At 66.0% G+C, this 17,706-nt stretch carries 16 protein-coding genes; 6 read left to right on the top strand and 10 right to left on the bottom strand.

The window, feature by feature from the left end; translation table 11 throughout:
• Positions 1 to 74: 74 nt before the first annotated feature.
• Positions 75 to 596, bottom strand: a complete 522-nt coding sequence (locus K5Q19_RS00775) for a thiamine phosphate synthase (protein WP_292939848.1) — start codon at positions 594 to 596, stop codon at positions 75 to 77.
• Positions 597 to 618: 22 nt separating this feature from the next.
• Here K5Q19_RS00775 and K5Q19_RS00770 point away from each other — a divergent pair, with 22 nt between their 5' ends.
• A complete protein-coding gene (locus K5Q19_RS00770) occupies positions 619 to 1,299 on the top strand; it encodes a YggS family pyridoxal phosphate-dependent enzyme (RefSeq protein WP_292939846.1) in 681 nt (226 codons plus the stop codon).
• A gap of 50 nt (positions 1,300 to 1,349) precedes the next feature.
• On the opposite strand, the gene K5Q19_RS00765 is transcribed toward K5Q19_RS00770, so the two are convergent.
• A complete protein-coding gene (locus K5Q19_RS00765; protein WP_292939844.1) occupies positions 1,350 to 3,689 on the bottom strand; it encodes a TonB-dependent receptor in 2,340 nt (779 codons plus the stop codon).
• A 201-nt stretch (positions 3,690 to 3,890) separates the two neighbouring features.
• Entirely contained in the window at positions 3,891 to 5,351 is a 1,461-nt protein-coding gene (pyk, locus tag K5Q19_RS00760) for a pyruvate kinase (RefSeq protein WP_292939842.1), read from the bottom strand.
• A 63-nt stretch (positions 5,352 to 5,414) separates the two neighbouring features.
• On the opposite strand from pyk, the gene K5Q19_RS00755 reads away from it, so the two are divergent.
• Complete coding sequence (locus K5Q19_RS00755; RefSeq protein WP_292939840.1) at positions 5,415 to 5,744, top strand: DUF1244 domain-containing protein; 330 nt, start codon at positions 5,415 to 5,417, stop codon at positions 5,742 to 5,744.
• A gap of 70 nt (positions 5,745 to 5,814) precedes the next feature.
• On the opposite strand, the gene rpsI is transcribed toward K5Q19_RS00755, so the two are convergent.
• The 3 genes from rpsI to K5Q19_RS00740 all read right to left on the bottom strand — a co-directional run bounded on the left by rpsI (position 5,815) and on the right by K5Q19_RS00740 (position 8,043).
• A complete protein-coding gene (gene rpsI, locus K5Q19_RS00750) occupies positions 5,815 to 6,348 on the bottom strand; it encodes a 30S ribosomal protein S9 (protein ID WP_292939838.1) in 534 nt (177 codons plus the stop codon).
• A 3-nt stretch (positions 6,349 to 6,351) separates the two neighbouring features.
• Positions 6,352 to 6,831: a 50S ribosomal protein L13 gene (gene rplM, locus K5Q19_RS00745; RefSeq protein ID WP_292939836.1), complete on the bottom strand. Its 480-nt coding sequence runs from the start codon at positions 6,829 to 6,831 to the stop codon at positions 6,352 to 6,354.
• A gap of 141 nt (positions 6,832 to 6,972) precedes the next feature.
• A complete protein-coding gene (locus tag K5Q19_RS00740) occupies positions 6,973 to 8,043 on the bottom strand; it encodes a COX15/CtaA family protein (RefSeq protein WP_292939834.1) in 1,071 nt (356 codons plus the stop codon).
• A gap of 123 nt (positions 8,044 to 8,166) precedes the next feature.
• On the opposite strand from K5Q19_RS00740, the gene K5Q19_RS00735 reads away from it, so the two are divergent.
• From K5Q19_RS00735 to K5Q19_RS00725, 3 genes are all read left to right on the top strand, one after another.
• Positions 8,167 to 8,553 carry a MerC domain-containing protein gene (locus K5Q19_RS00735; protein ID WP_292939832.1) on the top strand — a complete coding sequence of 129 codons (387 nt, stop codon included), beginning with the start codon at positions 8,167 to 8,169 and terminating at the stop codon, positions 8,551 to 8,553.
• 56 nt (positions 8,554 to 8,609) lie between these two features.
• Complete coding sequence (thiS, locus tag K5Q19_RS00730) at positions 8,610 to 9,590, top strand: sulfur carrier protein ThiS (protein WP_292939830.1); 981 nt, start codon at positions 8,610 to 8,612, stop codon at positions 9,588 to 9,590.
• Positions 9,591 to 9,654: 64 nt separating this feature from the next.
• On the top strand, positions 9,655 to 10,104 hold the full coding sequence (locus K5Q19_RS00725) for a hypothetical protein (protein WP_292939828.1): 450 nt from the start codon (positions 9,655 to 9,657) through the stop codon (positions 10,102 to 10,104).
• A gap of 119 nt (positions 10,105 to 10,223) precedes the next feature.
• Here K5Q19_RS00725 and K5Q19_RS00720 read toward each other — a convergent pair whose 3' ends face one another.
• From K5Q19_RS00720 to K5Q19_RS00705, 4 genes are all read right to left on the bottom strand, one after another.
• Positions 10,224 to 10,526, bottom strand: a complete 303-nt coding sequence (locus K5Q19_RS00720; protein ID WP_292940114.1) for a type II toxin-antitoxin system RelE/ParE family toxin — start codon at positions 10,524 to 10,526, stop codon at positions 10,224 to 10,226.
• Positions 10,526 to 10,789, bottom strand: a complete 264-nt coding sequence (locus tag K5Q19_RS00715) for a CopG family ribbon-helix-helix protein (protein ID WP_292939826.1) — start codon at positions 10,787 to 10,789, stop codon at positions 10,526 to 10,528. The genes K5Q19_RS00720 and K5Q19_RS00715 overlap by 1 nt, the downstream gene beginning before the upstream one ends.
• A gap of 67 nt (positions 10,790 to 10,856) precedes the next feature.
• A complete protein-coding gene (locus tag K5Q19_RS00710) occupies positions 10,857 to 13,118 on the bottom strand; it encodes an NADP-dependent malic enzyme (protein WP_292939824.1) in 2,262 nt (753 codons plus the stop codon).
• 93 nt (positions 13,119 to 13,211) lie between these two features.
• Positions 13,212 to 14,822, bottom strand: coding sequence for a hypothetical protein (locus K5Q19_RS00705; protein WP_292939822.1), 1,611 nt, complete (start codon positions 14,820 to 14,822; stop codon positions 13,212 to 13,214).
• 249 nt (positions 14,823 to 15,071) lie between these two features.
• On the opposite strand from K5Q19_RS00705, the gene mutS reads away from it, so the two are divergent.
• Entirely contained in the window at positions 15,072 to 17,642 is a 2,571-nt protein-coding gene (gene mutS / locus K5Q19_RS00700; RefSeq protein WP_292939820.1) for a DNA mismatch repair protein MutS, read from the top strand.
• The last annotated feature ends 64 nt before the right edge of the window (positions 17,643 to 17,706 follow it).

Raw genomic sequence — 17,706 nt, 5'->3', positions numbered from 1 at the left:
TAGGGGGATGGCGTCAAGAATCCATGGAGCACAGAATCCAAGGAATCCCGGCGAGTCGCGGGTTTCTGCGGGTTCTACGCAAGACCATCGATGGCCGCCCAGCCCCAGACAGGGAGGCGCGCGGCGCGGCGTTTCGTCATGCCGCCAAGCGCGATGACCGGGAGCGGCGAACGGCGGGCGAGAACCATGAAGCGGACCGCGCCGAGCACGGTCGCGCCGGGGTGCGAGCGGGTGGGGAAGACCGGCGAGAGCAGCACGGCGCTGGCCCGCGCGCGGACCGCCGCGCCGATCTCTGCCAGCGAATGGGCGGTGGCGAGACGGAGGCCGGAGGCGCGCCCGAGATCACGCGGCACGCCGTAGCGACCGTGTGCGGGCCAACCACGCGCCGCCCCGGCGGTGAGGATCAGCACGCCGCGCCGCGTGCAGAGCCGGCGCAGAACCTCGAACCGCGCGCGGCGGGCGGGCGGCGGCAGGTGGTAGTGGCGGAACACCAGCGCGCTGCCCGGCGGCAGGCGGGAAATGGCGGATTCGAGCCGGTGATCATTGCGCGCATCGCTCAGCAGGACGACCCGCGGGACAGGATGACACCGGTGCATCCCCGCCCTATAGCACCCGCCCATGACCGATCCAGAGGCCGCATTGGCCGCCATGACCCCGCTCGCCGCCATCCGCGAGCGCATCGCCCGCACCGCCGCGATTGCCCGCCGCAAGGCCGGGGACGTGACGCTGATCGCGATCTCGAAGACCCATCCGGCCGAGGCGATCCTGCCGCTGATTGCCGAAGGTCAGCGCGTGTTCGGCGAGAACCGCGTGCAGGAAGCCGAGGCCAAATGGCCTGCGCTGCAGGAAGCCCATCCCGATATCGCGTTGCACCTTGTCGGCCAGCTCCAGTCGAACAAGGCGGAAGAGGCGGTGCGCCGGTTCGATTGCATCCATTCGCTCGACCGGCCTTCGCTGCTGACGGCGCTGGCCCGCGCAATGGACAAGAGCGGGCGCCGTGTGCCGCTGTTCGTGCAGGTCAATATCGGGGACGAGCCGCAGAAGGGCGGCTGCGCGGTTGCGGACTTGCCCGCGCTGCTGGGTGAGGCGCGCATGGCGGAACTGCCGGTGATCGGCCTGATGTGCGTGCCGCCCGCCGGGATCGAAGCCGCACCGTTCTTCGCGCTGCTCGCCAAGCTGGCGGATGACCATGGCCTGCCCGCGCGCTCGATGGGCATGAGCGATGATTTCGAGACCGCCGTGATGCTGGGCGCGACACATATCCGCGTCGGCTCGGCGCTGTTCGGCGCGCGCGGCTGAGCCGGGCGAAGCGCTGCGCGGGAGGGCACCCCCCCGCGCAGCACCGCGCATCAGAAGTCGGCGTTCACTTCGATGCCGAGCACACGTCCGCGCACCAGCGGCGAGAACGTGCCTGCCTTGGGGTTTTCGGCAAACGGCTGGTCTACGCCCGTCGAAAGCGGACCGCCGAAGATCGGGATCTGCGCCGCCGTGCCCAGCTGCGTATCGCCGCCATGCTGGACCTGATCGAGCAGGTTGCGGCCATAGACCGTGAAAGTCAGGCCGCCGACCTTGTAGCTGAGCGAGGCGTCGAGATTGTCTGACGCCGTGATCCAGCCGAAGTTGTTGTCGGTATAGGCAAACCGGTCGCGGTGCTGGAAATTGGTCCGCGCGACGATGGCATTGCCGCTCGGCAGCTTGAAATCACCGACCACGCCGAAGCCATAGGTCCACCTGGGCGTGCGCGGCAATTGCAGCGCCCTGTCAGCCGCATCGACTCTGCCGTCGCTCGAGATGTCGAACAGCACATTGGTGTAGCGCGCGTTGATGTAGCCGAAGTTGGCGGTGAGCAGGAAGTGCTTGCCCAGCGCATAGCGGCCCTCGCCTTCGATACCGTCGATGCGCGCATCGGCGGTGTTGAAGATCGATTGAGCGACGCCCGCAGCCGAGCCTTCGTTCACCTCGCGCTGCATATTGCGAACCTCGGTGCGGAAGGCCGCGAGGTTCAGCGTCAGCTTGCGATCCGGCGAGCGGTACTTGGCGCCGAGTTCGAAGCTGTCGACCCGCTCCTCGTCGAAGGAGAGGCCGCGCGTGGCGGCCACCGCTTCGAACGCGCGCGCATTGGTGATGCGGAAGTTGTAGCCGCCCGAACGGAAGCCGCGGGTCCAGTTTCCGTAGACCTGCGCATCGCTGTTGAACTTGTACTGGAAGCCGAGCTTGGGGCTCCAGTTCTCCCACGAGCGCTTGTCCTTGAAGCCGTTGTTCTCGGTCGGGATCAGCGAATTCGTGCCCGAGGTGGGGCAGGTTCCGGCTACGACCGAGCAGGCGGCGCGGGGGCGAATGTAGGTTACTGCCACGTCCTTGGTTTCGCGCGACCAGCGGATGCCCGCCGTCAGGGTCAGCTTGTCGGTCGCGGCGAAATCGCCCGAGGCGAACAGGCCGAGCACGTCATGATCCTGCCGACCGCCGCCGATCTGGGTCAGCGGGCTGATGAAGCTCGGGAAAAAGCGCAGCTCATCATACTTGAGGTTCTGCGTGAACCAGAAGCCACCAGCGGTGAAATCCAGCGCCCCGAAACGGTTGTTGTAGCGGATCTCGTCCGAGTACTGGCGCTGCTTGAACAGGGTGTTCGAGTTGAAGACGAAGATCGGCTTGGCGTCGATGTCGCCGCCGGTCGCCGCATCGTAATCGCGGAAGCCGAAGATGTTGGTGATCTTGCCGTTGCCGACGTCGATCTCGGTCTTGTGCGTCGCGAACCAGGTGCGATTGCGGTAGAAGCCGCGATTGTCGACCGAGAAATCGAAGGTATCGCGCCGGTAGACACCGTGGTTCTGGGCTGCCGGGCCATCACCGTCGCTGTTGAAGTATTCGACCTTGGCGACCATGCGGACCCCGTCGGTCGGCAGGAATTCGAGCGCGCCGCGCACGATCTGGGTCTCCGCCCTGCCGAAGTTGCGGCCATCGAAGAGGTTCTTGAAGTACCCCTCGTCCTTGTTGACGTAAGCGCCGATCTTGAAATTCAGCACGTCCTTGACGATCGGGCCCGACACCACGCCCTGCATGGCGAAGTTGCCGCTGCCGCGTCCGGAATCGACCGGACCTTCATAGAAGGCGCGGAAGTTGACGCGCAGATCGGGTGTGGGATCGCCGGTGTTGATGAGCACCGCGCCGCCCGTGGTGTTGCGGCCATAAAGGATGCCCTGCGGCCCGCGCGCGACTTCGACCGAGCCGAGATCGAACACGTCGAACACCAGCCCGTTGTTGACGCCGATGTAGACGCCATCGACGAAGACGCCGACCGTAGGATCGATCGAGGGGATCGAGCTGTTCACACCAAGCCCGCGGATCGAGAAGTTGGCGGTGCCGCGCGAGGTGCCGACCTGATCGAGCGAGACGTTGGGCGCGCTGTAGGTCAGCGTCTGGAGATCGCGCACCTGCAGCGCCTGCAGGCTCTTGGCGTTGAAGGCCGTGATGGCGAGCGGAACGTTCTGGACGTTCTCGACGTCCTTCTTCTTGGTGGCCGTGACGATGATATCGGCATTGAGCACGTCGATCGACGATTGCTCCTCCGCCTGCGCCGCTTCCTGCGCATGGGCAGGGCCGACGCCAAAGACGGAAATGGCGATGGCGAGCGCAATAGCACTCGATCCGGATGTAATTCGAGGTGCGACCTTGGTTGTTCTGGTTGGCATTCACAGCTCCCGTTTTTCGTTGGGGCGCTGTCCATGACAACCGGCGGCATTAATTCAATACGTTTTGGCCGATGACACGAAACGTTTCATAAGAGTGTGGCCTATTTACACAGAGGCGTGCGATAAGTGTTATGTTGATTTCAGTGTGACTGACATCCGGCCGGCGTGCTGGGCATGGCGACCAGCCTGCGTTGACCGCGTTCAGCCGTGATGCTTGGCGAGTTCGTCGCCGCTCAGCGTCACCATATGCAGCAGATTGGTCGAGCCCGGGGTGCCGAACGGCACGCCCGCCAGGGTGATGAGCCGCGATCCGGCGGTGCCGAAGGCGTGGCGCAGGGCCATGCGCTTGCCCTTGGCGATCATCTCCTCGAAGCTGCCGATATCCTTGGTGGCAACAGCGTGCGCGCCCCACAGCAGGCCGAGCTTGCGCGCGGTCATGGTCGAGGGTGTGAGCACCAGCATCGGCACGCCCGGACGCTCGCGCGCGACGCGGCGGGCGGTCGAGCCGGAGCCGGTGAACACGATGATGCCCGCAATCGGCAGGGCCTTGGCGATGCTCGCGCAGGCTTCGGCGAGCGCGTCGGCGGTGGTGGGATCGGGCCGCGTTTCGATGAAGTGGACGCGCGCGGCGTAGCCGGGATCGTTCTCCACCTCGCTGGCGATGCGGTCCATGATCGTGACCGCTTCCTCGGGCCAGGCGCCGGCGGCGGTTTCGGCGGAGAGCATGACCGCGTCGGCACCGTCATAGACCGCGTTGGCAACGTCGGAGACTTCGGCGCGGGTCGGCGTCGGGCTCTCGATCATCGATTCGAGCATCTGCGTCGCGACGACGACCGGCTTGCCCTCGCGCCGCGCTTTCTCGACAATGCGCTTCTGCAGCGGGGGAACCTGTTCGGGATTGAGCTCGACGCCGAGATCGCCGCGCGCGACCATCAGGCCATCGGCAAGCTCGAGGATCTCGTCGAGCCGCGAGATCGCCGCGGGCTTTTCGATCTTGGCCATCAGCGCGCCGTAGCCGCCCATCAGGCGGCGGGCTTCGGCAACGTCTTCAGGGCGCTGCACGAAGGACAGCGCGATCCAGTCGGCACCATTGGCCACGGCAAAAGCAAGGTCGCGGCGATCCTTGTCAGTCATCGCCGGGACCGGGATCACCGCGTCGGGCACGTTGACGCCCTTGCGATCCGAAATGACGCCGCCGACTTCGGCAGAGCAGAGGATTTCGTTGTCGTCCGCCCGGATCACGCGCAGGCGCAGCTTGCCATCGTCGATCAGCAGGCGCTGGCCCGGCTTCAGGATACCGAACAGCTCGGGATGGGGCAGCTGGACGCGGTTTTCGTCGCCCGGCTCGGGATTGCGATCGAGCGTGAAGTGGCCCGAATGACGGATGACCGCGCGGCCATCCTTGAACTTGCCGACACGCAGCTTGGGGCCCTGCAGATCGCAGAGGATCGTGATCGGCCGGCCCGTCTTGCGTTCCAGCGCGCGAATCGCGGCAATCGTCTCGGCGTGGACGGCATGTTCGCCGTGGCTCATGTTGACGCGGAAGGCATCGGCCCCGGCGCGAAACAGCTTCTCGAGCATTTCGGGCGACCGGCTGGCCGGGCCGACAGTGGCGAGGATTTTCACCTTGCGGCCACGGGGATCCAGTTTTGCCACGTCCATCACCTCGAATTGAATGCGCTGGCCCTATGGCCTACCTACCTGCAAAACCCAAGGACGAACCCAATGGATACGAATGCAGAAATGACATCCAGCGATGCTCTCGATGAACTTCCCGATGCCGTGGCCGCTGCTGCCTTCCGCCGTCTCGTCAGGCACTTGCGCCATCGGCATGATGCGCAGAACATCGAATTGATGGGCCTTGCCGGCTTTTGCCGCAACTGCCTGGCAGACTGGATCAACGATGCCGGCGCGGGGCTCGACAAGGCGGCTGCGCGCGAAGTGATCCATGGGCTGCCGGCGGACGAATGGAAGACGCGCTGCCAGACCGAGGCGACGCCGGAGCAGCTCGCCCGCATGGCCGAAAGCGTGAAGCGCAACGCTCCCGGGCACTGACGGCAGACAAAGCAAAAGGGCGCCGGGATAACCCCGACGCCCTTTTCTGTTTCCGGTTGCCCGAAAGTCCTTAGCGCTTCGAGAACTGGAAGCTCTTGCGCGCCTTGGCCCGGCCGTACTTCTTGCGTTCGACGACGCGCGGGTCGCGGGTGAGGAACCCGGCGGCCTTAACGGCGCTGCGCAGCGCGGGCTCGAACTTCGAGAGCGCCTGCGAGATGCCGTGCTTGACCGCGCCGGCCTGGCCCGAAAGCCCGCCGCCCTTGACGGTGGCGATCACGTCGTACTGACCCGAACGGTCAGCGACTTCGAACGGCTGGTTGATGACGAGACGCAGCGTGGGACGCGCGAAGTAGACTTCCTGATCGCGGCCGTTGACGGTGATCTTGCCCGAGCCGGGCTTGATCCACACGCGGGCGACGGCATCCTTGCGGCGGCCGGTGGCGTAGGAACGGCCCTGGGCATCGATTTCACGCTCACGCAGCGGCGCGGCAGGAGCCGAGGGGGCGCGGGGCGCTTCGGGCGAAGCCGAGACGGGAGCAGCGGGAGCAGCCGAGGTCAGATCCTTGAGATCCGCGAGGCTGGAGACGGTATCGGTTTCAGACATGTCTTACGCACCCACCTTGTTCTTGCGGTTCATCGAGGCGACGTCGAGCGGCTGGGGCTGGGTCCCGGCGTGGGGATGTTCAGCACCGGCATAGAGATGCAGCGCGCGCATCTGGGCACGGCCGAGGGGGCCGCGCGGGATCATGCGCTCGACCGCCTTTTCCAGCACGCGCTCGGGGAAGCGACCATTGAGGACCTTGTCCGCAGTCACTTCCTTGATGCCGCCGGCATAACCGGTGTGCTTGTAGTAGATCTTGTCCTTGAGCTTGTTGCCCGTCAGCTTCACCTTGTCGGCGTTGATCACGACGACATGATCGCCGCAATCGACGTGCGGGGTGTAGCTCGGCTTGTGCTTGCCGCGCAGGTGATTGGCGATGATCACCGCGAGACGGCCGACAACGAGGCCATCGGCATCAATGAGATGCCACTTCTTCTCCACCTCGGCCGGCTTGATCGACCGGGTGACTTTCGTGAGCGCCTTCATGGCTGAAACCCATCCTAGGATAGTGGTACGCCATGAACAGGCCGAAGCCCGACCGATGGCGAGGAAGCGCGCCTTTGTTGCAAAAGGGCGCAAGAGTCAAGCAAACCGGGCGTTTTCGGAGAGGTAAAATAATACCTTCTCCTAAACCTGCTTTCCGAGCCGGTGTGCGCCCCATGCCGTCGTGACCACCAGCAGCGCGCCGGTGAGCTGGTGGAGGACCGCGATCCAGATCGTCACACCGCTCATCACTGTCGCGATACCGAGCACGATCTGGGTGCCAAAGGCAGTGTGGATCGCGACCGAGACGGGCCTTGCGCCTGCGCGGCGCAACTTGCGGCCCATCACGACGAGGACGGCGACCACCGCCCAGGCCCACCAACGATGGATGAAGTGGACGAGATAGGGATCGGAGAACAAGGCGTGCGCTGCACCCAGCGACCATTCGATGCCCGCCGGGAAGAAAGCACCCTGCATCAGCGGCCAGACATCCCAGTTGAACCAGCCGCCGCCCGCCACGGTGCCAGCGCGCATGCCGGCCAGCAGTGCGCCATAGAACAGCTGCACCAGCAGCATGGCGAGCGACAGCGCGGCAAAGCCTGTCAGCCGCGCGCGCGGCTCGCCGCGGGCCAGGGCACGCAAGTCGAGCATGGTCCAGATCACACCGGCCAAAGTTGTCAGCGCGACCAGCAGATGCGCGGCGAGGCGGAAGTGGCTGACCTTCACATCATGCACGATGCCGGACTTCACCATCCACCAGCCGATCGCGCCCTGCAGTGCACCGAGCGCAAGGAGCGCGAGCAGGCGCGGCTTGTAGCCAGCCGGAATTTGCCCGCGCAGCCAGAACCAAACGAGCGGCAGCGCAAAGGCCATGCCGATCGCGCGCGCCAGCAGGCGGTGGACCCATTCCCAGAAGAAGATGAACTTGTAAGTCGCGAGCGTCATGCCCGCCGGGCCATTGACCAGCACATACTGCGGGGTCTGCTGGTACTTGGCGAACTCGGCCTGCCAGTCCGCCTCGGTCAGCGGTGGCAGCGTGCCCGAGACGGGTTTCCACTCGGTGATCGAGACCCCCGATTCGGTCAGCCGGGTGATGCCGCCGACCACCACGATGGCGATGATCATCAGCGCGACGACGAGCAGCCAGCGCGACAGCGCTAGCGGCGCAGGAGCGGCGGAGCGGGAACGGGCCGGGGCCATGGCAACAGCTTCCATGGGCGCGCCTCTGCTCGCCAAGACGCTGAAACGCAAGCGCCAATGGGGGCATGGCCATAGGGGTTGCGCCGGAGCCGCGCTTGAGCATTGCGTTATGTGATACTATTACATATATCGACCGCCATGACCGACCGCCCCGACTCTTCGCCTGACATCCTGCGCGGCCGGTTTGACCGGCTCGGCGTGCTGATCAGCGGCCTGTGCATGGTGCATTGCGTGGCGGGGCTGTTCCTCATCAGCGTGCTCGGTCTGGGCGGCGGCGTGCTGCTCAATCCGGCAATCCACCGCTTCGGGCTGATCGCCGCGTTTCTCGTCGGGATGTTCACGATCGGCGCAGGCGCGCTGCGCCACGGCCACCGCCTGCCGCTGGCGCTTGGCACCACCGGTCTGGCGCTGATGGCGGCCGCGATTGTCAGCGACCATGGCACGGGCGAAGCGCTGCTGACGATCTGCGGCGTGATGCTCGTTGCCTCCGCGCATATTGTGAACCTGCGTCGCAACACCTGCTGACAGCTTGCCCGCATGGTGGCTTGCAAGGGGCGTAAGCGGCGTTAAAGCCCCGGCCTATGTCGACCGAACTCTCTCTCACTCTCAATGGCGAACCGCGCCGCGCTGCGCCCGGTTCGATTGCCGATCTCGTCCGCAGCCTTGATCTCGATCCCGCCAAGGTCGCGGTGGAGCGCAACGGCGATATCGTCCCCCGTTCCACGCTCGCGGCGGTGCAGATCGCGGAAGGCGATGTACTGGAGATCGTGCATTTCGTGGGCGGCGGGCAGGACGACGATACCTGGACCGTCGCGGGCCGGACGTTCCGCTCGCGCCTGATCGTCGGCACCGGCAAGTACAAGGACTTCGCGCAGAACGCGGCGGCGGTCGAAGCCTCGGGCGCGGAGATCGTCACCGTGGCGGTGCGGCGGGTGAACGTGAGCGATCCCAAGGCCCCGATGCTGACGGACTACATCGACCCGAAGAAGATAACCTATCTGCCAAACACGGCCGGGTGCTTCACCGCCGAAGACGCGATCCGCACCCTGCGGCTGGCGCGCGAGGCGGGGGGCTGGGATCTGGTGAAGCTCGAAGTGCTGGGCGAGGCGCGCACGCTCTATCCCAACATGATCGAAACGATCCGCGCGACCGAAGTGCTGGCCAAGGAAGGTTTTCTTCCCATGGTCTACTGCGTCGATGATCCCATCGCGGCGAAGCAGCTGGAAGACGCGGGCGCGGTTGCAGTCATGCCGCTGGGCGCGCCAATTGGCTCCGGCCTCGGCATCCAGAACCGCGTGACCATCCGCCTGATCGTGGAGGGCGCCACGGTTCCGGTGCTGGTCGATGCGGGCGTGGGCACGGCGAGCGATGCCGCCGTCGCGCTGGAACTGGGCTGCGACGGCGTGCTGATGAACACCGCCATCGCCGAAGCCAAGGACCCGATCCGCATGGCCCGCGCGATGAAGGCGGCCGTGGAAGCCGGGCGCGATGCCTATCTGGCGGGGCGCATGGGGACGCGCAAGTATGCTGATCCGAGCAGCCCGCTGGCGGGGTTGATTTGATCAAGAGACTTTTGTCCGAATTCGCCCAGTTGCGGACGTTGGATGCCGTGGTAGCTTCCCTGCCATGGGCATTCAAAACCACGCCTTCCGCTTTGTTACAGGAGTGCTTGTCGTTTCCTTGGCTGGGTGCGCGACGACCTACGCTTATTCGATTGAAACTCGCGAACAGGTGGTTGTCGCAGGCAACCCAACATGCATCGAGCAAGCGGTGTCGAAGGGATATGCCCTGATTGAAGCAAGAGCAGACACCACCGCGAACGGAATGGTCCAGCGTCTATTTTTTGACCTGGCGAAGGGCGGTTTCGGTCTCAAACCTGAAATGCGGAACTATTCACTAGACTGGCGCCGGGTCGACACGCGCAAAATCGCGATTACGCTGGGATGGGGTAAGCGAGGCGATCCAATCACGTCACAGGAGAGACGGCAGGTCGATCAGGCTCTCAATCAAGTGTACGCCCGCCTGTCTCATGACTGCGGATTTGCGGTTGCGAAGTTGGAAACAGTCGAGAGCTAAGTCCGCTTCCCACCCAATTCCAGCCGCGCCGGTTGAGGCCATTCGCCCCTTTCGCTGCCCACCCATTGCATCCCGAATCGAACCGAGCGTGCCGGGGCAAGCCCCGGAACGATCTTACCTTATTCCGGCCACTGATCAGCCACCCAGTTCCGCGAGGTGTGGATGACGCGCAAGATCACAAGGTCGCGACCGTCCGCACCCAGCGCATAGGCGATGATATAGGGCAAGCGGCTGACCGACTTTTCGTATGTTCCGGCAACGCGGCCCGGGTGACCAGTGGCGAATTCGGCGAGGGCGTTGCCGGCGCTCTGGATCGCACCTTGCACCCGTTCGGCAGCATCGGGATCATCGGCGGCAATATGGCGGACGATGGCGAGAAAATCATCGCGGGCGCGGTCGGCCCAGACGACGCGCCGCCGGATCAGGACTGCTTCCCTTGCCGTGCTTCCTCAATGATCCGAGAGGCTTCGGCCATCACCTCCTCATGCGGGGTCACGCGGCCAGCCGCCATATCGGCAAGGCCCGCGTGGATGCCCTCGATGATCGCGAGTTCGCGGTTCACATAGGCCTCGACCGCTTCGACCGCGAGATAGGACCGCGAGCGGCGGGTGCCCTGCGCCAACCGGCCCAGCTTCTCCTTGAGATCGGGCGAGACCCGGATCGTCATCGTCGTGCTGGCATTCATTGTGCGCGCTCCTCCAGGCTGAACACAATGTAACACAACGTGCGACGTCTTCAATCCAGACTTGCGATCAACCCGCGACCCCTGCTGCCGCCAGCACCGCCAGGGTCAGGATATCCGGCGCGAGCGAGGTCATTGCGGCGATCTGGACGGGCTTTTCCATGCCGATCAGCATCGGGCCGATCACCGCATTGCCGGCGAGTTCGCGCAGAAGCTTGGCGGAGATGTTGGCCGATTGCAGGCCGGGCATGATCAGCACGTTGGCCGGGCCCGAAAGGCGGCTGAACGGATAGCTTGCCATGACCTTGGGATTGAGCGCGGCATCGGGCGCCATCTCGCCTTCGTACTCGAAGTTCGGCTTCTGCTCGTCGAGGATGCAAACCGCCTCGCGGATATCGTCGAGCCAGCGGCCGCTGGGGTTGCCGAAGGTGGAGTAGGACAGGAAGGCGACGCGCGGTTCGTGCCCCATGCGGCGGGCGACGGCGGCGGTTTCGGTCGCGATATGGGCAAGCTCGGCCGCGTTCGGGCGCTCGTTCACCGTCGTATCGGCGAGGAACACGGTGTAGTTCTTCGCGATCATCATGTGGATACCGAAGGGCAGGCTGCCGGGCTTGGGATCGAGCACCTGCCGCACTTCCTTGATCGTCTGCGCGAAAGTGCGGGTCATGCCCGAGATCATCGCATCGCCGTGGCCGAGCGCGACAAGCAGCGAGGCGAACACGTTGCGGTCCTGATTGACCATGCGGCGAACGTCGCGCTCCATGAAGCCGCGCCGCTGCAGCCGTTCGTAGAGGTAGGTCACCATTTCCGGCACAAGCGGCGAGACCGCCGAGTTGTGGATCTCGAAGCTGTCCGGATCGCCGACGCCGAGTTCGGTCAGCAGGTTGTGCACGGCCTGCGTGCGGCCGACGAGCACCGGCGTGCCATAGCCGAAATCGCGGTACTGGATCGCCGCGCGCAGCACGACCTCGTTCTCCGCCTCTGCGAAGACGACGCGGCGGGGGTTTTCCTTGACCTGTTCGTACACGCTGGTGAGCGCGCCGGTGGTGGGATTGAGCCGGGCCTTGAGCTGGGTGCGATAGGCGTCGAAATCCTCGATCGGCTTCTGCGCCACGCCCGAATCCATCGCCGCCTTGGCGACGGCGGACGAAACCACTTCCATCAGGCGCGGATCGAACGGCGCGGGGATGATGTAGTCGAGACCGAACGCGTGCTTCTGGCCATAGGCCGCGGCGACTTCCTCGGGCACGGATTCGCGCGCCAGTTCGGCGATGGCGCGGGCGGCGGCGATCTTCATTTCCTCGTTGATCGCGGTGGCCTGCACATCGAGCGCGCCGCGGAAGATGAAGGGGAAGCCGAGCACGTTGTTGACCTGGTTCGGATAGTCCGAACGGCCCGTCGCCACGATGCAATCGGGGCGCGCGGCCTTGGCCTCGGGCGGGGTGATTTCCGGATCCGGATTGGCCATGGCGAAGATGATCGGCTGCGGCGCCATCTTCTTGACCATCTCTGCCGTCACCGCGCCCTGCACCGAAAGGCCGAGGAAGATATCGGCCCCGTCCATCGCTTCTTCCAGCGTGCGGTGCGGCGTATCGATGGCATGGGCGGACTTGAACTGATCGATCCCGGCGCGGCCGATATAGATCACGCCCTTACTGTCGCACATGGTGACGTTGGTGTGGCGCACGCCCATGGCCTTGATCAGCTCGGTGCAGGCAATGGCGGCAGCGCCCGCGCCGTTCACCACAACCTTGACGTCGGCCAGATTGCGCCCGGTGAGGAAACAGGCATTGAGCAGGCCGGCGGCGGAAATGATCGCCGTGCCGTGCTGGTCATCGTGCATCACGGGGATCTTGAGGCGCTCCTTCAGCGCCTGCTCGATAATGAAGCACTCGGGGGCCTTGATGTCCTCGAGGTTGATGCCGCCGAAGCTCGGCTCCATCAGCGTTACCGCGTCGATGAAGGCCTGCGGGTCCTCGGTTGCGAGTTCGATATCGATCGAATCGACGTCGGCGAAGCGCTTGAACAGCACCGCCTTGCCTTCCATCACCGGCTTCGAGGCGAGCGCGCCAAGGTTGCCGAGACCGAGGATGGCCGTGCCGTTGGAAATCACCGCAACGAGGTTGCCCTTGGCGGTATAGTCGTAGGCGGTCGCCGGGTTCTCGGCGATGGCGCGCACGGGCACGGCGACGCCGGGGGAATAGGCAAGGCTGAGATCGCGCTGCGTCGCCATCGGTTTGGAGGCGATGATCTCGATCTTTCCGGGGCGAATCGTGTTGTGATAGAACAGCGCCTCACGTTCGGTGAAGCGGACATTGCTCTCGTCAGTCATTCATTCCCCCTTGGCGCGCGCGGCGTCTGTGGCCCCGCGGGAAGCCCGTGGCAAGACCGTCGCCACGGGGTACGCGCCGCGGATACGGACTGGTTACAAGTCCTTAGAGCGCCAGTTCGGAAAACCCAAGGGCCGGACCGCGAAAAGCAGGCTGCGGCCTTCCTGCCAGACGAGCTGGAGCCGCGAATCCGGATGGCGCGGCATGCCGGTATCGATCAGCCAGACGTAGTCGACACGCTCGATCGGCGCATATTTGAGCGCGGTATCAACGCTGCGCAGGCGGCCACCGCGGCAGGCGCGCGACCACACGAATTCGGATGGATCGGCCGAAAAATTCCGCCCCGGACGGAAGCGCGGGATCACCATGTGGAGACCCGGCACCGCCCAGTTGTCGTTGACCCAGGCCTGCCGGTAGAGGCTGGCGAGGCTGGCGAGATGGTCACGCCGCGTGTTGCGCCACGATTCCTCGACGCAGGAATGCTCGACAAAGGCGAGCACGCGGCTGCCCGGCTCGACATGGTGGAGCGCGGAGAGCTGCTTGCGGTAATCGTCGGCATAATCGGCAAAGCTGGCGGCGGTCACGACAAGCCGCGTGCCCAGCAGCAGCGCGCCGATCACCGCGATCTTGCGCGCGCGGTCGGCCGATACCGCGCTCCAGTCCTGCAGGCCGAGCGCGAGCATGCAGGCCACCGGCAGCAGGCGCACGTCGACGAAGTTGCTGCCGTTGATGTCGCTGGGAATGGCGACGAACAGCAGGAACACGAGCAGGCCCGGCAGGCCGAGCTGCCACTTCCAGCGGGCGCCCAGCAGCCAGCCGAACAGGATCAGCGCGAAGCAGGCGACTGTCGTCGCGCCATCGAGCAGCAGCGATTGATCGCGCAGCGTGAGGACGAAGTACCAGGCCTTCTGGTCCCACCGCCAGCGGTTCATGCTATGCGCCGGTTCGGGCGAGAAGACCTTCCACAGAAGGATCGTCACCACCGTGGCGATCAGCGGCCAGCACAGGATGAACAGGCGCTTGGCAATCGCGCGCCAGTCCTGCTCGTCGCGCAGGCGGCGCCACTGCGACGGGTGCCACCAGCCGGCGGGAAGGCGGTCGATCTCGCGCCCCAGCGCATTGGCGCCGACAAGGAGCCCCAGCAGCAGGCCGCCGATGGCATGGCAGAGCATGGCCACCGGCTGCGCCACGATCAGCAGCGCCGCGCGCTGCTTCGGCTTGTCTTCCAACCAGACCGCCGTGGCGAAGGCCATCAGCGAAAGGCCGGTGGCGAGGATATAGTTGAGGAAGCCCGTCAGCAGCGGGAAGCTGAACACGAACATCAGCGCCCAGGGTGCGCCGTGCCCGCCCTTGGGATTGAGCACGCGGATGGTGGCAAGGCAGCCGCCGGCGAAGAGGCCCGTCGCGAGCACGGTGCTCCACCAGCCCGCAGCAAGAATGCCGAACTGTGCGCCGATGAGCTTCGCCAGCACATCGCCGCCGATGTTGAGCGTGAAGACCCACTTCCACGAGAAATACTTGAGCAGCGGATTGCCAGGCCGCGCGGCCTCGATCGCGGCGGCACCCATGTGGCCCGGCACGTCGATCAGCGGCGGCACCTCGACAAGCGCGAAGGGCAGGCACACCAGCATCACGATGACAACGATCCCGGGCGCGCTGAGCCATGGCAGCGCCAGCAAGCGCTCCCACAGCCCCCGCAGGCTCATGGCCAGAGTTTTCTCGCGGACCTGCATCAAACCCAGCTCACTTTCGCATCAGTGCCGGTCGCGATGATCGGATTGATCATCCCGTCAGCCCCCCGGAAGCACTCGCCTCCCAAGAACCCTCGAAGCATCCGCCCAGCCCATGCCCGGACCATTTACGACTTGATGTGTCGATATCCGGTGTCGATCGTTTGAGAAACCTGCGCGCGTGGTCTAGCCACGGCTGCTGTGACCTCCCATGCCCCAACTCCGATGATGGCGCAATATCTTGCGCTGAAGCAGCAGGCCGAAGGCTGCCTACTGTTCTACCGCATGGGCGATTTCTTCGAGCTGTTCTTCGAGGATGCGAAGATCGCGGCGAGCGTGCTCGACATCGCGCTCACCAGCCGGGGCGAGCATGGCGGTGCGCCGATCCCGATGTGCGGCGTGCCGGTCCATTCGGCGGAAAGCTACCTTGCTCGCCTGATCCGTGCGGGGTGCCGCGTGGCGATTGCCGAGCAGACCGAAACGCCCGAGGAAGCGCGCAAACGCGCCGGTTCCAAGGCGCTCGTGGCGCGGGACATCGTCCGCTTCGTGACGGCGGGGACGCTGACCGAGGACGCCCTGCTCGAACCGCGCCGCGCCAATGTGCTGGCGGCAGTCTGCACGGTGCGGGGCGTGGCGGGGATTGCCGCCTGCGACATCTCGACCGGGCGGATGGAGCTGGAGGAGTGCACGCCCGAAACCATCGGCGCCGCGCTTGCCCGGCTGGGCGCGACCGAACTGGTGGTCGCGGAGGAAAGCGGGCTCGACCTGCCCGAAGCCGCCGAGCGCCCTGCCCGCGCCTTCGATTCGCAGCGCGGAGCGGACCGGCTGATGGCGCTTCACGGCGTCGCCACGCTCGACGGTTTCGGCACGTTCAGCCGCGCGATGCTGGCGGCGGCGGCGGGGCTGATCGACTATCTCGAGCATGTCGGGCGCGGCAGCCTGCCGCTGCTGCTGCCCCCGGTGGTGCGCGAGGCGGGCGCCTTCATGGCGATGGACGAGGCGACGCGCGCCAGTCTTGAAATCCTCGCTGCGTCCGGGGGAGGCCGCAAGGGCAGCCTGATCGAGGCGATCGACCGCTGCGTGACAAGCGCGGGGGCGCGCCTGCTCGCCGAAGATCTCGCCGCACCGCTCACCGATCTGGGCGCGATCCGCGCGCGGCTCGAACTCGTCAGCTGGCTGCACGATGATCCGCTGCTGCGCGGTGATCTGCGCGCCGTGCTGCGGGCGGCGCCCGATGTGGGCCGCGCGCTGGGGCGGATCGTGGCGGGCCGGGGCTCTCCCCGCGATCTGGGCCAATTGCGCGACGGCCTGAGCGAGGCGCAGCGGGTGCAGGCGCTGCTCGCCGCGCGCGCCGACCGCCCTGCGCTGGCGGACAGCCTGATCCCCGCGCTCAGCGGCCATGGCGCGCTGATTGATCTATTCGCCCGCGCACTGGTTCCAGCGCCGCCCACCGAACGCGCCAGCGGCGGCTTTATCGCGGCGGGCTATGACGCGGCACTGGATGCCTTGCGCGATGCGGCGGGCAATTCGCGCCGCGCCATTGCCGCGCTGGAGGCGCGCTACCGCGAGGAGACCGGCACGCCCGCGCTCAAGATCCGGCACAACGGCGTGCTCGGCTATTTCATCGAAGTGCCGGCGCGCCATGCCGACCGGCTGATGGCGCCGGACAGCGGCTTCACCCACCGCCAGACGATGGCAGGCGCGGTGCGTTTCAACGCGCTGGCGCTGCACGAGGAAGCGAGCCGGATTGCCGAGGCGGGCGGGCACGCGCTGGCCGCCGAGGAAGCGCATTTCGAGGACCTGACCGCCCGCGCAGTGGCGGCGCGCGAGGCGATTGCGACGACGGCAGCGGCGCTGGCGCGGATCGATGTTGCCGCCGGGCAGGCCGAGCGCGCGGCGGAAGGCGGCTGGTGCCTGCCGCACCTTTCGGAGGACACCGCGCTGACCATTCTCGGCGGGCGGCATCCGGTTGTCGAAGCAGCACTGGCGGCGCGCGGCGAGCGCTTTGTCGCCAATGACTGCCAACTCGCTGTGCGAGACCGGCTATGGTTGATCGGCGGGCCGAACATGGGCGGCAAGTCCACCTTCCTGCGGCAGAACGCGCTGATCGTGATCCTCGCGCAGGCGGGCGGGTTCGTTCCTGCAGAGGCGGCGGACATCGGAATCGTCGACCGCCTCTTCAGCCGCGTCGGCGCGGCGGACAATCTGGCGCGCGGGCGCTCCACTTTCATGGTCGAGATGGTGGAAACCGCTGCGATCCTGGCGCAGGCGGGCGAGCGCAGTTTCGTGATTCTCGACGAAGTGGGGCGCGGCACCTCGACTTACGACGGCCTCGCACTCGCCTGGGCGGTTGCCGAGGCGGTGCACGAAGTCAACCGCTCGCGCTGCCTCTTCGCGACGCATTACCATGAGCTCGCCCGCCTTGCTGAAACCTGCGACGCGCTCTCGCTCCACCACGTCCGCGCGCGGGAGTGGAAGGGCGATCTGGTGCTGCTGCACGAGCTGGCGGAGGGGCCCGCCGACAAGAGCTACGGCCTTGCGGTCGCGCGGCTGGCTGGCGTTCCGGCGCCGGTGGTCAAGCGCGCAAAGTCGGTGCTCGACCGGCTGGAAAAGGGCCGCGCTGCGACCGGCGGGCTGGCGGCGGGGCTGGATGATCTGCCGCTGTTTGCCGCAGCGATCGAGGCGGCAGAGGAGAAAGTCGATACGCTGCGCGAGAAGCTGGCTTCGATCGATATCGATTCGCTTAGCCCCCGCGCCGCGCTCGATCTGCTCTATGATCTGAAGCGCGAACTGTGATGCCCACTCCCCCTTCCCCAGCCCGTTCGTGTAGTGGGGAATGGGGTCAACCCACGCAGCGGGT

This window comes from Novosphingobium sp. (assembly GCF_019748365.1).
Taxonomy (GTDB): Bacteria; Pseudomonadota; Alphaproteobacteria; order Sphingomonadales; family Sphingomonadaceae; genus Novosphingobium.
This window is presented reverse-complemented; position numbering and strand designations above follow the sequence as displayed.

Excerpts from the sequence above, each read along its gene's own strand:
- pyk (WP_292939842.1), bottom strand. The coding sequence starts at position 5,351 with ATGGACGTGGCAAAACTGGATCCCCGTGGCCGCAAGGTGAAAATCCTC.
- K5Q19_RS00740 (WP_292939834.1), bottom strand. The coding sequence starts at position 8,043 with ATGGAAGCTGTTGCCATGGCCCCGGCCCGTTCCCGCTCCGCCGCTCCT.
- thiS (WP_292939830.1), top strand. The coding sequence starts at position 8,610 with ATGTCGACCGAACTCTCTCTCACTCTCAATGGCGAACCGCGCCGCGCT.
- rplM (WP_292939836.1), bottom strand. The coding sequence starts at position 6,831 with ATGAAGGCGCTCACGAAAGTCACCCGGTCGATCAAGCCGGCCGAGGTG.
- K5Q19_RS00705 (WP_292939822.1), bottom strand. The coding sequence starts at position 14,822 with ATGAGCCTGCGGGGGCTGTGGGAGCGCTTGCTGGCGCTGCCATGGCTC.
- K5Q19_RS00770 (WP_292939846.1), top strand. The coding sequence starts at position 619 with ATGACCGATCCAGAGGCCGCATTGGCCGCCATGACCCCGCTCGCCGCC.
- K5Q19_RS00755 (WP_292939840.1), top strand. The coding sequence starts at position 5,415 with ATGGATACGAATGCAGAAATGACATCCAGCGATGCTCTCGATGAACTT.
- rpsI (WP_292939838.1), bottom strand. The coding sequence starts at position 6,348 with ATGTCTGAAACCGATACCGTCTCCAGCCTCGCGGATCTCAAGGATCTG.
- K5Q19_RS00775 (WP_292939848.1), bottom strand. The coding sequence starts at position 596 with ATGCACCGGTGTCATCCTGTCCCGCGGGTCGTCCTGCTGAGCGATGCG.
- K5Q19_RS00735 (WP_292939832.1), top strand. The coding sequence starts at position 8,167 with ATGACCGACCGCCCCGACTCTTCGCCTGACATCCTGCGCGGCCGGTTT.
- K5Q19_RS00725 (WP_292939828.1), top strand. The coding sequence starts at position 9,655 with ATGGGCATTCAAAACCACGCCTTCCGCTTTGTTACAGGAGTGCTTGTC.
- K5Q19_RS00765 (WP_292939844.1), bottom strand. The coding sequence starts at position 3,689 with ATGCCAACCAGAACAACCAAGGTCGCACCTCGAATTACATCCGGATCG.
- mutS (WP_292939820.1), top strand. The coding sequence starts at position 15,072 with ATGATGGCGCAATATCTTGCGCTGAAGCAGCAGGCCGAAGGCTGCCTA.
- K5Q19_RS00715 (WP_292939826.1), bottom strand. The coding sequence starts at position 10,789 with ATGAATGCCAGCACGACGATGACGATCCGGGTCTCGCCCGATCTCAAG.
- K5Q19_RS00710 (WP_292939824.1), bottom strand. The coding sequence starts at position 13,118 with ATGACTGACGAGAGCAATGTCCGCTTCACCGAACGTGAGGCGCTGTTC.